The sequence below is a fragment of the Fusicatenibacter faecihominis genome, assembly GCF_020686945.1.
GTDB classification, from domain to species: domain Bacteria; phylum Bacillota; class Clostridia; order Lachnospirales; family Lachnospiraceae; genus Limivivens; species Limivivens faecihominis.
On sequence record NZ_JAJEPR010000023.1, the window covers coordinates 1 to 15,053 of the forward strand.

At 48.2% G+C, this 15,053-nt stretch carries 10 protein-coding genes; 7 read left to right on the top strand and 3 right to left on the bottom strand.

Translation table 11 applies throughout. The features are described from left to right. Window positions 1-295: 295 nt before the first annotated feature. Together LKD71_RS12435 and LKD71_RS12440 are read left to right on the top strand one after the other, a co-directional pair. Entirely contained in the window at window positions 296-3,502 is a 3,207-nt protein-coding gene (locus tag LKD71_RS12435; RefSeq protein WP_227615662.1) for a hybrid sensor histidine kinase/response regulator, read from the top strand. A 56-nt stretch (window positions 3,503-3,558) separates the two neighbouring features. Continuing rightward, the gene (locus LKD71_RS12440) at window positions 3,559-5,754 is read left to right on the top strand and encodes an ATP-binding response regulator (RefSeq protein ID WP_227615663.1); all 2,196 of its coding nucleotides are present in this window, start codon (window positions 3,559-3,561) and stop codon (window positions 5,752-5,754) included. A gap of 299 nt (window positions 5,755-6,053) precedes the next feature. Here LKD71_RS12440 and LKD71_RS12445 read toward each other — a convergent pair whose 3' ends face one another. Together LKD71_RS12445 and rpsT are read right to left on the bottom strand one after the other, a co-directional pair. Beyond that, the gene (locus LKD71_RS12445; protein ID WP_178044681.1) at window positions 6,054-6,707 is read right to left on the bottom strand and encodes an SGNH/GDSL hydrolase family protein; all 654 of its coding nucleotides are present in this window, start codon (window positions 6,705-6,707) and stop codon (window positions 6,054-6,056) included. A 143-nt stretch (window positions 6,708-6,850) separates the two neighbouring features. Then, the gene (rpsT, locus tag LKD71_RS12450) at window positions 6,851-7,114 is read right to left on the bottom strand and encodes a 30S ribosomal protein S20 (RefSeq protein ID WP_178044680.1); all 264 of its coding nucleotides are present in this window, start codon (window positions 7,112-7,114) and stop codon (window positions 6,851-6,853) included. A gap of 193 nt (window positions 7,115-7,307) precedes the next feature. Between rpsT and gpr the strand changes: the two genes are divergently transcribed. The 4 genes from gpr to hemW all read left to right on the top strand — a co-directional run bounded on the left by gpr (window position 7,308) and on the right by hemW (window position 12,801). Then, window positions 7,308-8,264: a GPR endopeptidase gene (gene gpr / locus LKD71_RS12455; protein WP_178044679.1), complete on the top strand. Its 957-nt coding sequence runs from the start codon at window positions 7,308-7,310 to the stop codon at window positions 8,262-8,264. A gap of 103 nt (window positions 8,265-8,367) precedes the next feature. Continuing rightward, complete coding sequence (gene spoIIP / locus LKD71_RS12460; RefSeq protein WP_227615664.1) at window positions 8,368-9,672, top strand: stage II sporulation protein P; 1,305 nt, start codon at window positions 8,368-8,370, stop codon at window positions 9,670-9,672. A 166-nt stretch (window positions 9,673-9,838) separates the two neighbouring features. Continuing rightward, window positions 9,839-11,650 carry a translation elongation factor 4 gene (gene lepA / locus LKD71_RS12465; RefSeq protein ID WP_178044678.1) on the top strand — a complete coding sequence of 604 codons (1,812 nt, stop codon included), beginning with the start codon at window positions 9,839-9,841 and terminating at the stop codon, window positions 11,648-11,650. Continuing rightward, window positions 11,650-12,801, top strand: coding sequence for a radical SAM family heme chaperone HemW (gene hemW, locus LKD71_RS12470; protein WP_331466465.1), 1,152 nt, complete (start codon window positions 11,650-11,652; stop codon window positions 12,799-12,801). Before lepA ends, hemW begins: the two co-directional genes overlap by 1 nt. 224 nt (window positions 12,802-13,025) lie before the next feature. Here the strand turns inward: hemW and LKD71_RS12475 are convergent, their stop codons facing one another. Beyond that, entirely contained in the window at window positions 13,026-13,730 is a 705-nt protein-coding gene (locus LKD71_RS12475; RefSeq protein ID WP_227615666.1) for an SGNH/GDSL hydrolase family protein, read from the bottom strand. Between the two features lie 263 nt (window positions 13,731-13,993). Here LKD71_RS12475 and hrcA point away from each other — a divergent pair, with 263 nt between their 5' ends. Further along, window positions 13,994-15,034: a heat-inducible transcriptional repressor HrcA gene (hrcA, locus tag LKD71_RS12480; protein WP_178046902.1), complete on the top strand. Its 1,041-nt coding sequence runs from the start codon at window positions 13,994-13,996 to the stop codon at window positions 15,032-15,034. Window positions 15,035-15,053 lie beyond the last annotated feature (19 nt).

The following is a 15,053-nucleotide window of genomic DNA, read 5'->3' on the forward strand; positions in this document are numbered from 1 at the left end:
TTGCGGGAGCTGCTTTGCAGCGGAGCAATTCGTAGGCATCAGTTGGGGGCAAAAGACCTTTTGACCCCAACATCATATCATATATGGAAAAGATGTGAAAACGGAAGAAATCTCGATAACTGTTATATTATATGGATGAGTGATTCTAAAGAAATGTAGTAGGGACACTGGCATATTTTGGCAAGTGTCCTTTTTATATGCCAAAATGGGGACGAAAACTGGCAGGGACAGGTTTTCTGTATACAGATAAAAGCAGAATGAAGAAGGTATAAGACGGAGAGAGGATTTTTATAAAATGAAAAATTATGAGGACAAAATATATTCCTTAGGTGAAACTGTAACGGGGCAGACACAGGCCATGTCACAGGCCGTACAGAAAACACTGGAAAATAATGGCGGGGTAGGTATAATGACAGGATATTATGACCAAAACCTGTCTATTTTGTCTGTGAGTAATCTGCTGTTACATAGTACAGGATATACATTCGATACTTTCATGGAACAGACAAAAGGCTCATTGAGAAACTTCTTTTATGACGAGGAAGATAGACTGGAGCGAGACCGTTTTTTGCAGCTTCACGGAACAGGGGAAGCACAGATCCTTGCAGCAGACGGTACAGTGAATAATGTACGGCTTTGTAAAGAGGATGCGACAGATGAGGCGGGCAGACAGATCTGGGTTATGTCCGTACAGGTCAACTGGGATCATGTAAATTTGGCACTGCTCAATGAGGCTATCTGTTCCGGCTTCTGGTATTTTGACTGTGACGAAAACAGTGAGATTGTGAATGCAAACTGGAGTCATGAATTTCGAAAAATGCTTGGCTATCATGACACTCTGGACTTTCCGAATAAACTGGAAGCCTGGTCTGACCTTCTGCATCCACAGGATAAAGAAAGAGTAATGGTGCAGCTTCAGGCGGCAATTAAGGATAAGACGAACCAGATAAAATACCAGGTAGAGTATCGTATGAGAATGAAGGATAATCAATACCAGTGGTTTCGGGCATCGGCAGAAGTGGTACGCCGGCTGGATGGTTCTGCCAGCAGGATTGCCGGGATTTTTATTAATGTTGATGCGGAGAAAAAAGAAGCCATGCAGGCACAAAAATCTGCTGCTTTCCACCGGGCTTTTACGAAAACAGATCTGTGTGAGTATTATGTGAATCTGGAAGCGAATACTTTTGATACCTTTAAGGTTGAACCGTCTTTGATGACAGTTTTTGAACAGAGTCGCACATGGGATGAACTGATCCGTCATTTTGTGGATTCCTATGTTGTGGAGACAGATAAGAAGGCGGTATCCTCTTTTTACGACCGTGGTTATATTGCAGAAAAACTGAAAGGTCTGGAAACCGAATTATCTTTGGAGTGCCGGATCACTCTGAATGGAGAAGAACGATGGGTCCGTAATGTGGTCATACGTGGCGAAATAGAGGATTCAGAATATGCCATGATCTTTCTGCGTGATATCACAGAGGCAAAGGTAGAGAGCGCACGGCATCTGCAGATGGCAGCGGATAATGCTTCCATGGAGCAGCTGATTCAGAGTATTGTGCGTCTGGTTGACCGCTTTGTTGTCTGTGATCTGGAAAATGACAGATATGAATTCTACAATCTGAATGGACAGATGATATATAAACCTCTGGGATTTTATCATGATTTTCAGATGCAGGTTCTTGAAAAATATAAGACACTGGAACCATTGGAAGCTATAGATATCCTGATAGCCCCGGATAATATTCGGAAAAAACTGAAAAGTGAAAATGATATTTATAAGTTTGAGTATTGCAGCCTGGATGAAAAGACTTATAAAATCGCTTCTTATATTCCCTTGGAATGGAAGAATGGAAAGCTGGAAAAGGTATTGCTGGCATCCATGGATGTGACACAGGAGAAGAAAGCAGAGATTGAATCCCGTCAGGCACTGAAAGAGGCTTACCGGTCCGCAGAAAATGCAAATCGTGCGAAAACAGAATTCCTTTCCAATATGTCCCATGATATCCGGACACCGATGAATGCCATTGTGGGTCTGACGGCAATCGCAGGAGCAAATGTTGAGAGCCAGGACAGAGTCATTGAATGCCTCAGCAAGATCACAGAATCAAGCCGCCATCTGCTGGGGCTGATCAATGAAGTATTGGATATGGCACGTATTGAAAGTGGAAAAATGACACTGGCACAGGAAGATTTCAATCTGTCAGAGCTGGTAGATAATCTTATTACACTTACGAAACCGGTGCTTGATGAACATAAACATAATTTTGATATACACATCAATCATATTGAACATGAGGCTGTCTGTGGTGACAGCTTGAGGATTCAGCAGGTATTTGTGAATCTGATGAGTAATGCGATCAAGTATACACCGGATGGCGGGAATATTACTTTTTCCATAGAGGAAAAGCCCAATGGATTTTCGGAACTTGGATGCTATGAGTTTACAATTGAGGATAATGGAATCGGTATGTCACCGGAATTCCAGAAAATCATGTTTGATCCTTTCAGCCGTGCAGATGACCACCGGACAACCAGAGTCCAGGGAACTGGTCTGGGAATGGCGATCAGCAGAAATATTGTGAATCTGATGAATGGCAATATTAAAGTGGACAGCACCTTACACAAGGGGACCAGAATCACGGTAACGATTTATCTGGAACTTCAGGAAAAAGAAAAAGAACAGGACAAAAATCTGATGAATCTGCCGGTTCTGGTTGTGGATGATGACAGGACATGCTGTGAAAGTACAGTTGGCACACTGAAAGAGATCGGCATTACAGGTGAATGGGTTCTTTCTGGCAGGGAAGCTGTTGAGCGTTGCTATGCACGTCATGAGTTGAGCAGTGATTACTTTGCTGTGATCCTGGACTGGAAGATGCCGGAAATGGATGGCATAGAAACTGCCAGGCAGATCCGGAAACGGATAGGGAAAGAGATCACCATCATTGTACTGACATCCTATGAATTCAGCGAGATCGAAGAAGAAGCAAAGGCTGCAGGCATAGATGCTTTTATTGCAAAACCGCTGTTCCGTTCCCGGCTGACGGCTACGCTGCGGCAGTTTACTTCAGGCAGAAAAGAAAAAACAGCAAGGAATTATCTGGAGAAACTGTCAGAAGCAGATTACACAGGAAAGAGGATTCTGCTGGTCGAGGATAATGAGTTAAACAGAGAGATTGCTGTTGAAATTCTGCAGATGACAGGGGCGGAAGTGGAAACAGCAGAAAATGGCAAAATCGCAGTCGAAAAGGTGGAAGCTTCTTCGAAAGGCTGGTATGATCTTATTTTTATGGATATCCAAATGCCTGTTATGAATGGTTATGAGGCAACCGCAGCGATCAGAAGTCTCCCTGGCAAGCGGGGAAAACTGCCGATTGTTGCCATGACTGCCAATGCTTTTGCAGAAGATGTGCAGCTGGCAAAAAATACAGGCATGAATGGACACATCGCAAAACCACTGGATATGAATAAGCTGAATGATGTTTTGGAAAGCTGGCTATAATGGATTCACGGGTGCATGGGAAAAGCAGGCGGGAAATATAAAGAGAGGATTTTGTTATGGCAGAAATGAAATATATATTTCTGGAGCAGCAGTCTGTGGTTGCTTTGACTTTTATAGCCGTGCTGATCGTTCTGCTTCTTATCCTGACTGTAATGGTACATATGAGGAACAGAAAACTGAAAAGTATGCTGGAAGAACAGATGGCGGAAAGACGGCTTTTGGACAAGATATGTGCAGATTTTACGGCTGTCTATTATGTTGAATTAAATACCGGTTCCTTTGAAATCCTCCATATAAACGACGGAACCAACGCAAAAAAAATGAATCTGAAACAGTGTGATAATTTCAATTATTCTGCTGACCAATATGCGGTTCAGTATCTGTATGAGAAAGAAAGACAGGAATTTAAGGACTGGATTTCGACAGGGCATCTGAAGGAACAGCTTTCCCGGAAGGAGCGCATTGCCTACCATTACAGAAGCAAACCGAATCCGAACCAGCATGAATTTTTTGAGGCACAGGCAGTCAAAATATACCAGGACGAGAAACATTTTTTCGCACTGGTGGGTTTCCGGCATATTGATGATATCATGGAAAAGGAAACTACAATCCAGAATCAGTTAAAGCAGGCACTGGACGAGACACGGCTGAGTAATGAAATAATTTCGGCAATTGCCAAGAGTTACTGTTCTATCTACAGGATTGATGTGCAGAAAGATTTTTTTGAAGAGGTATCAAATGACAGTGAAATACACAAACTGACAGGAAACAGAGGATGTGCAACGGAGAAACTGTATCAGCTTTGTGATACCATGGTTGCACCGAAATATCGTCCGCTGATACGTCCATTTCTGGATGTTTCTACACTTTCAGCCAGATTGAAGACGGAAGAATGTATTTCTACAGAATACAGGATGTGTGATGGCAGCTGGCACAGGATGCTTTTTATCGTAAAAAAACGGGATCAGTCTGGAAATGTTACCCATGTTTTATGTACGGTCCGTGGTATCAGCGATTCCAAGAGACGCGAAGAGGATCTTAACTTTGCAGCGGAAGCAGCAAAGCGAGAAGCCGAAATGAAAACAAGGTTTCTGGCAACTATGAGTCATGATATCCGTACACCACTGAACGGCATTATCGGTATGGTAAATATGGGAAATCAGTACGCAGATGATCTCCAGATGCAGCAGAAGATCAGAGAGAAGGAAATGGAAGCCCTGAAATATCTGGTATCTCTGGTAAATGATGTGCTGGATATGAATAAACTACAGAGCGGAGATTTGAAGGATCAGCAGCTTTTGTTTGATCTGACAATGGTACTGCGGGAACTGAACCAGATTTATGATGAGCGGGCTGCAAAGAAAGGCATCCGGTATGAGGTTGACTGGAAAAATGGTACATACAGCCACATCGCTCTGATTGGAAATCCGGTATATCTTGGCAGAATCCTGTCGAATATTATGGACAATGCCATAAAATTCAGTCAGTCGGGCAGTGTGATCACGGTCTGGGTTAAGGAAGAAACTCTGGATGATGGCAAAGTATTTTTCACTTTCTATTGCAAAGACCAGGGTGTGGGTATGAGTGAAGATTTTATTGCACATGCTTTTGATATGTTCTCTCAGGAAAACAAGACAAGCAGATCCCGGTATGAAGGCACCGGACTGGGGCTTGCGATTACGAAACAGCTTGTGGACAGGATGGGTGGAACTATTGAACTGAAGAGCAAAGTTGGTGTTGGTACTACAGTTATTGTAAAAATACCGTTCAAAATTGGCACACAGGATAAAAACAGTAATTTATCAGACAAGCCAGTAAGCCTTGATGATTATTCGGTGGCAGGCATGCGGGCATTGGTTGTGGAAGACAATGAACTGAACATGGAAATTTCCAGATGCATACTGGAAGACAGCGGTATGGAGGTTACATGTGCAGCGGACGGGAAAGAAGCAGTTGAAATCTTCGGGAAATCTGCACCGGATTATTTCGGGGTAATTTATATGGATGTTATGATGCCGCGGATGAATGGACTGGATGCGGCAAGAACAATCAGGGAAATGAAAAGAAGGGATGCCATGAGGATTCCGATCATTGCAATGTCCGCTAACGCCTTTGCAGAAGATATTATCAACAGCCGGCTGGCAGGAATGAATGTCCATCTTGCAAAGCCGCTGGATGCGGAAAAAATGATCGTTGCCTTAAAACAATGCATGGCAGATAATAGCGATATAAAACTGCACGAAGATTTATAGGAATAAAAAGACAGAGCATATAAAGTTGTTATATGCTCTGGATGTGGGAAAGGCTTATAACAAGCCGGCGAAAAATAAGAATCATGTACTAATATGTCCGATGAAAATCAGAGAATGTGACAGATGAACAGCTCATGGAAGTTGCATATCCAGGAGAGGCTTTCCCGTTCGGATCACTATTCTTTCCGTTATCAGAGCAATTCTGGCTTTCTCTCACATTGACGAGTTCATCGAGGCGGAAAAGCAGCGTCAGGAAGATATCGAGCTGAGCCTCAAGGCCGGACTGAACGCTTATCTGGTCAATTTTCTTCGGGATAAACGAAGTTATAGAGGGAGCGAACGCGATTTCCAATGTAGGTTCCAAGTTTGCTGTAAAAACGGTAACTGCCGTGAAGGCCATCCACAGGCTGCATGATTCTGGTGTTGAAGGCGCTGACGCCAAGCTCCTGATTTACATCCAGCAGGGGAAGATGGTATCTCGCTGCAATCTTCGGGATGACAGCGTTGGCGTCGGCGACACAATTTGCGTGGCGGAGACGGCGGCTGGGATCTACATAGGGGCAGGTGCATAAGAAAATGGGCATGTCCGGTTTTTGGTCCATCAGATATTCGATGATGGAGCAGTAGCGGCCCGTGCCAGTATCGGCATAGTTTTCATAGGAGGATGCGGCGGTGTCCTCTTCGATGGTATCTGTGATGCCGCCGTTGGTGCCCAGCATGATGACAGCGGCATCTGCCGTGGAGAGATCCAGGGTTTTCAGAGTGTATTTCCAGTAATCCAGGGAGGTGAAGCCACATTTTCCGGCGTTGATAGCCGTGACTCCTAAATATTTTTCCAGAAAATAAGGATAGCCCTCCGGATGAACGTTGGCGGTTCCCTCGGGTTCGGAGCCGTAGTCGCCCTCTGTCAGACTGTCGCCGATGCAGAGGATGGTTTTGAGAGAATCAGTCATGTTTTTTGTCCTTTCGTATAAGCTTTTTTCCAGTATAAGGCCCTGCGGGAGAATGGTCAAGAGGGAGATTTTTGGACAAAAAAAGACAACCAACTGACGGGATTGGTTGTCTTTGGATATTCTATATAATGATTGAAACTCGATTACTGAATGCTGTTTACAGCTTTGGTCAGACGAGAAACTTTACGGGAAGCATTGTTCTTGTGATATACACCCTTGGTAGCAGCTTTGTCAATAACAGAAGTTGCGTTCAGGAGAGCAGCTTTTGCAGCCTCAGCGTCTTTTGCAACAACAGCGGCGTCCACTTTCTTGATAGCGGTTTTCACACCGGATTTGATAGCTTTGTTGCGCTCCATTTTAGTATTGTTTACGAGAATTCTTTTTTTTGCAGATTTAATGTTAGCCAATCCGTACACCTCCAAATATTTTCAATCGTTTTGTCTTTTTTGCTTTCCATCGAGCATGGACTTTGACACGGAGACGGACAGCCCGGTGGAACATACTTCTATAGTTTAGTCGATAAGTTCCTGCTTGTCAATACATATTTCAAGAAAAAAATGAGAAAAATAGATACATCATAATATAGAAAGGAAGGAGTTTATGCTGGGGAATTTTCATGTCCGTACGGACCTGGCTCTGGAGGCAAGAGAAAGCTTTGAAGAGGATGATGTGAAGATCCGGGGCGTACGGGTGGAGACGAGAGAGGATGAAGAGAAGGAGATCCGGACCACGCTGGTGAAAATCGAGACGGAAAACGGGGCCCGGACCATGGGAAAGCCCGTGGGCACCTATATCACGATGGAGGCCCCGAATATGTCCGGTCAGGATGAGGATTATCACCGGGAGATTTCGGAGGAGCTGGCGTATCATCTGAAAAAAATGATCGGCGAGCGGGAACAGTCGGTGCTGGTGGTGGGCCTGGGAAACCGAGATGTGACGCCGGACGCTCTGGGGCCCAGGGTTGTAAGCAATATTGAGATCACCCGCCATATGATCCGGGAGTATGGACGGGCTGCCCTTGAAGGGAAAAGGGCCAACGAGGTGAGTTCGCTGGTGCCGGGTGTCATGGCCCAGACCGGCATGGAAACGCTGGAGATCATCAAGGGCGTGGTGGAGGAGACGAGGCCCGATGTGGTTCTGGTCATCGATGCGCTGGCGGCAAGGAATACCAGGCGCCTGAGCCGGACCATCCAGATCTCCGATACGGGCATCAATCCGGGTTCCGGTGTGGGAAACCACAGAAACGGCATCAATAAGGAGGCTCTTGGCGTGCCGGTGATCTCGATCGGCGTGCCGACGGTGGTGGATGCGGCTACGATCGTGGGAGATACGATGGAGGAGATGGTGGAAACGCTGGATTCTTCCGGGAAGGTCCGGGGCTTTGGCGGAGCCCTGGGAACCCTGAACCGGGTGGAAAAGCAGCAGATGATCCGGGAACTGCTGTCGCCGCATCTGAATACGATGTATGTGACGCCAAAAGACATTGACGAGACGGTAAAAAGGATCAGCTTTACGATTTCCGAGGGGATTAACATTGCGCTGGGAGGAATGGCATAGTTTTCCAGAACGGCGCATACACTGATACTGGGGGCAAAAAAATCTTTTGCCCTCACTTGATGTTTGGAGAGATTTTTGACTGGCTCGAAAATGAGGTGGGAATTTGCGTCGTTTTCAAAAATGGTTTCCCTATATAATAGGTAGTATTTTGGTGCTTCTGGGGTTCTATGTTTTCTGTCGGGGACTTCTGATCGCCGGTGAGAATGGCTGGGGCGGCAGCGGCTTCTTTAAGAAACTGCCCGGAAAGATCGAGGAGCTGGCGGTGGATACATACAACGGAGTGTTGACCTGGGAGACGGAGACCGAAACCGGGGAAAGATCTGGAAAAAGTGTGGGGAGGAAGGTGGTGGATGTGCTGTTTCCGCCACTGGAGGAGACGGAAGAGGAGGGGGAGAAAACGGGAGATTTGCTGACGGAAGAGCAGGGAGAGACTGGTGCAGGCGGGGCTGATAGTCAGAGATTGTCTGAAACAGAGGCGGATGAAAAAATGAACGGATCAAAAGTGGTAGAGAGTATAGATTCCTCCGGAGCTGATTACGAAACAGAAACCGAGCCCGACACGACTCTCCCCTACGTCAGCGCCTTCTCCAACTCCGCCATCCCCACCCCGGCGGCAGAGTCTCTCCGCCAGGCACCTCAGGTTCTGCCCTGGGCGGACATGAAGGATTTCAATTTCCTTCTGAACCAGTATTTCATTCTGGACGCCTCCGCGGCGATCGACGAATCTCTCTTAAACGTCGATAATCTCATGGAAAAGGATCTCGCCATTGACACAGATACCGACGGCCCGCAGATCCTGATTTACCATACCCACTCCCAGGAGGCCTTCGCCGATTCCAGGCCCGGGGATCTTCGCGATACGATCATCGGCGTGGGGGAGCGCTTAAAAGAGATTCTCACGGATCAGTACGGCTTTGAAGTGCTCCATCACACGAAGGTCTACGATATGATCGACGGGAAACTGGACCGGAACAAGGCCTACAATCTGGCGGCTCCGGATATTGAGGCGATCCTGAAGGCCTATCCTTCGATCCAGGTGGTCATCGACCTTCATCGGGACGGAGTGGATGACTATCGCTTTGTGACGGAGTTCAACGGAAAACCGGTGGCGAAAATCATGTTTTATAACGGACTCAGCCGTACGGCGAGAAACGGCCCCGTGGATTATCTGCCAAATCCCTACATAGCGGATAATCTGGCCTTTTCGTTTCAGCTCCAGATGAAGGCGGCGGAGTATTACCCCGGTTTCACCCGGAATATCTATCTTCAGAGCCTTCGCTACAACCAGCATCTCTGTTCCCATTCACTCCTTATTGAGTCCGGCACCCAGCTGAACACCGTGGAAGAAGAGTACAACGCCATGGAACCCCTGGCAGATATTCTGAATCAGGTCTTGCGCGGGGAATGAGATAATGTTAAACTATTCAGAGCCGGGCAGATTTTCAGAGAAAATGCGAAGCATGCTTGCGTGAATGAGCGTTTTTCTGTGAAAATCTATTTGGCGAGAAGCCATATCGAGATGGCTCGGTTCTGAAAAACTTACGGATATAGAATCCCCTTTAGGAGGAAATAGAATGGCAATGGACCAAAGCAAAATCAGAAATTTTTGTATTATTGCACATATCGACCATGGAAAATCCACCCTGGCGGACCGCATCATCGAGATGACCGGTCTTCTCACGAAGCGTGAGATGCAGGAGCAGGTGCTGGACAACATGGAACTGGAGCGGGAGCGCGGAATCACGATCAAATCCCAGGCTGTCCGCACGGTTTATCACGCCAAGGATGGCGAGGAGTATATCTTCAACCTCATTGACACCCCGGGCCATGTGGACTTCAACTATGAGGTTTCCCGAAGTCTGGCAGCCTGCGACGGAGCAATCCTCGTGGTGGATGCCGCTCAGGGTATTGAGGCTCAGACCCTGGCCAACGTTTATCTGGCTCTGGACCACAACCTCGACGTTTTCCCGGTCATCAACAAGATCGACCTTCCGAGTGCCGATCCTGAGCGGGTCATCAACGAGATCGAGGATGTCATTGGCATCGAAGCTCAGGACGCTCCCCAGATTTCCGCGAAGACCGGCCTTAATGTGGATCAGGTGCTGGAGGAGATCGTACACCGGATTCCGGCTCCCGGCGGAGACGCTACGAAGCCCCTGAAAGCCCTGATTTTTGACTCTCTCTATGATCCCTACCGCGGCGTTATCATTTTCGTCCGGATTATGGACGGCACCGTGAAAAAGGGCACTCCCATCCATATGATGGCCACGGGTTGTACGGAAGAAGTGGTGGAGGTCGGTTACTTCGGAGCCGGTCAGTTCATCCCCTGCGACGAGCTCAGTGCCGGAATGGTAGGCTATATCACCGCCTCCCTCAAAAACGTTAAAGACACCCGCGTAGGTGATACGGTCACAGACGCTTCAAATCCCTGCGACGCCCCGCTTCCGGGCTATAAGAAAGTCAACCCGATGGTTTACTGCGGTATGTACCCGGCGGACGGAGCCAAATATCCGGATCTTCGGGACGCATTGGAGAAGCTGCAGCTCAACGATGCTTCCCTGCAGTTTGAGCCGGAGACCTCCATCGCTCTGGGTTTTGGTTTCCGTTGCGGTTTCTTAGGATTGCTTCATCTGGAGATCATCCAGGAGCGTCTGGAGCGAGAGTACAATCTCGATATCGTGACCACAGCTCCGGGCGTAGTCTATAAAGTCTACAAGACCAACGGCGACGTGATCGAACTCACCAACCCCTCCAACCTCCCGGACCCCTCCGAGATCGAGTACATGGAGGAGCCCGTGGTGGCGGCTGAGATCATGGTGACCAGCGAGTACATCGGAGCCATCATGGACCTTTGCCAGGAGCGCCGCGGCATCTACGAGGGAATGGAGTACATGGAAGCCACCCGCGCCCTCTTGAGATACACCCTGCCCCTGAACGAGATCATTTACGACTTCTTCGACGCACTGAAATCCCGCTCCAGAGGCTATGCTTCCTTTGATTATGAGATGAAAGGCTATCAGCGCTCCGAGCTTGTGAAACTGGATATCCTTGTAAATAAGGAAGAAGTGGATGCACTTTCCTTCATCATCCACGCGGACACCGCTTACGAGAGAGCGAGAAAAATGTGCGAGAAGTTGAAGGAGGAGATCCCGAGACAGCTCTTCGAGATCCCGATTCAGGCGGCGATCGGAAGCAAGATCATCGCCCGCGAGACCGTCAAGGCCATGAGAAAAGACGTCCTGGCCAAGTGTTACGGCGGCGATATCAGCCGAAAGAAGAAACTGCTGGAAAAACAGAAGGAAGGAAAGAAGCGGATGCGCCAGGTAGGAAATGTGGAGATCCCGCAGAAGGCCTTCATGAGCGTGCTCAAGCTGGACGAGAATTGATGAAAGAGCTGGAGCTTTACCTTCACATTCCTTTCTGTGTGAAAAAATGCAATTACTGTGATTTTCTCTCCGCTCCGGCGGAGGAAAAGACCCGTGCCGCCTATGTGGACACGCTGATCCGTGAGATCGAGGACTTTGAGGAGCCGGAGGACTACGAGGTGGTGACGGTCTTTTTCGGGGGAGGAACCCCTTCCATCCTGCCGGGAGAGGCGATTCTTCGGCTGATGGAAGCCCTCCGGAAAAAGTTTCACTTCCGGGAAGAGGCAGAAATCACGCTGGAAGCCAATCCCGGAACTGTGGATGAAAAAAAGCTTTCCTTTTATAAAAAGGCCGGAATTAACCGCTTAAGCTTCGGTCTTCAGTCCACAGATGCGGAGGAACTGAAAAAGCTGGGCCGGATCCACACCTGGGAAAAATTCCTCGAAAGCTTTGAGCTGGCGCGGAAAGCCGGTTTTTCCAATATCAACGTGGATCTCATGTCTGCTCTTCCGGGGCAGACGGTGGAAAGCTGGGAGAAAACGCTCAAACAGGTCATCGCCTTGAACCCGGAGCATGTCTCCGCCTACAGCCTGATCATTGAGGAGGGCACGCCTTTTTACCAGCTTTATGAAAAAGATGCGGAAAAACGGGATGCCGGGGAAGAGCCGGAGCTTCTTCCCTCCGAGGAGGAGGAGAGGGCCATGTATGAGCTCACGGGCAGCGTTTTAAAGGAAAACGGTTATCTCCACTATGAGATTTCCAACTACGCGAAGCCCGGCCGGGAGTGCCGCCATAATCTGGGTTACTGGCAGCGGAAAGATTACCTGGGATTCGGATTAGGAGCCTCCACTCTCTTAAATCCGGTGCGTTATAAGAATACGGAAGATCTCTGCACTTATCTTGGCGGCGATTTTTCCAAAAAGGAATTTCTGGTGCTCACCAAGGACAATCAGATCGAGGAGACGATGTTTCTGGGGCTTCGGGTCCTTAATGGCGTTTCCAGAAAGAAATTTAAAGAGACTTTTTCCTGCGATCTGAACGTCGTTTACTGGCGGGAGCTGGAAAAACTGGAAGAGGATGGCCTCATCGAGGAGGAGGGCGATTTTGTCCGGCTCACGAGCCGCGGCATCGATCTTTCCAACCCGGTACTGGCGGAGTTTCTATTATCATAAAGAAAAGACAGCCTCACTGCTTGTCATAAAGCAGAGAAGCTGTCTTTTTTAGATTGTTTTAAGCTCAGGCGGCGGTCAGACGATTGGCTGGTACAGTAAAATTAAGTTTCTGATACATTGACGCCGGATGATTTCTTCATATGCAAGGCGGAGGAATGAGGCGTAGCGGTGGCTACGTCGATTGACGACAACGCAGCAGATGAAAAATCAGACAAGTCAAGGTGTCAGTTACTTAATATTCGCTGTGCTAAATAATAGTGAATGGAAAGATAAGTGCTGTCCGTGTAATGAAGGCCGTCCACCGTGGAAAAATCACCGGTGAGAAGATAATTGTAAACGTCCAGGTACTCATCCGGGAAAGCTGCTTTGATCTTCTGATTGAAGGCGTCGATCGCCGCGTTGGTGACGGTGGGGCAGTCATCGCTGACCGGATTTACCGACATCAGATGGAAATCGGTGCCGGGATAAGAAGCGAAGAGCTGTTTATAATAGGAAATGTAAGCGTCAGCTTCTGTGATATCGTTGACGCCCAGATTCAGGATCACCGTGGTATCTGGCGTCTCGGAAAGGGCGGCGGCCAGTTCGCTGGTACCTTCATTTTTCAGCCATTCGTAGCCTTCGCCTTCCTTTGCGATGAAGCGGCAGGTGTCGGAGGGCTCATGGGCTTTCACCGCGGTCGCCATACCGGCGGTCCGGGAATCGCCCACAAAGATGAAGCTGTGGCCTGCGGCGCCTTCCGTCTCCGTGATATAGATGTCAGGCTCCTGGATCGTGATGATATCGCCGCTGAAGCCGTTTTTCAGGACGCTGATGGACTTGCCGCTCATGTAGAAGGTGAGGTAAACGGCTCCGGCAAGGAGCACCAGGATCGTCAGGACTGCCAGCAGGATACCGAAGTTGGCAAAGCCGGATTTTTTTCTCTTTTTCATAGAATACGCTCTGCCGTCTCGTAAGACGGCGCCTTTCTTTGTAGTTACTATAAATATATCTCAGCTGGAAGTCGCTGTCAAGAAAGCGATGTTTCACATTTTTTTCACAAAAAAACTGAAAATGCCTATTGACAAAGGTGGGGTCTGGTGATATGTTATGTACATAGATGTTAGCACTCTATAGAGATGAGTGCTAACAACATCCGAAAGGATGTGGGCGGACCACAGAAGATTCACTCTCTAGAAGAAAGGAGACCTTGAGAATGCAGGAACTTGATGAGCGCAAGCAGAAAATCCTACATGCGATTATCCAGAACTATCTGGAAACGGGAGAGCCGGTAGGTTCCAGAACGATTTCCAAATATGCAGACTTGGGGTTAAGCTCCGCAACCATTCGTAATGAAATGTCGGATCTCGAGGAGATGGGTTACATCATTCAGCCTCACACCTCGGCAGGACGGATTCCCTCCGATATGGGTTATCGGTTTTACGTCGATCAGCTCATGAAGGAGAAGGAGCAGGAAGTCACCGAGATGAAGGAGCTCATGATCCAGCGGCAGGACAAGATGGAACTGGTATTAAAGCAGATGGCCAAGGTCTTGGCAGCCAATACCAACTACGCCACCATGATTACCTCGCCTCAGTATCACCGGACGAAGCTGAAATTTATCCAGCTGTCGGTGATCAGCGAAGATCAGCTGTTGGCGGTTGTGGTAGCGGAAGGCAATGTGGTGAAGAACAAAGTCATTCCCATCAGCCACGGCCTGGACAATGAGACGATCCTGAAGCTGAACATTCTGCTGAACACCAGCCTGAACGGCCTGACGATGGAAGAGATCAATCTTTCCACCATCGCCAAACTGAAAGAGCAGGCGGGCATCCATAGTGAGGTTATCAACAGCGTGCTGGATGCGGTGGCAGAGGCCATTCAGATGGATGACGACCTGGAGGTTTACACCAGCGGTACGACGAACATTTTCAAGTACCCGGAGCTGGCGGACAGCACGAAGGCCAGCGCTCTCATCAGTGCCTTTGAGGATAAGCAGCAGCTCGCAAGCCTCATGGAAGACATGAAGGACGGCGAGGATACCGGCATCCAGGTTTACATCGGCAATGAGACGCCGGGGCAGACCATGAAGGACTGCAGCGTGGTAACTACTACCTATGAGCTGGGCGAAGGCATGAGAGGTACGATCGGCATCGTAGGACCGAAGCGAATGGATTACGAAAAAGTGGTTGACAATCTGAAAACGCTGACCAATCAGCTGGATCTGATTTTTAATAAGAACAAAGAAGGGCGGTAACAAACGTGGCTGAGGAAAC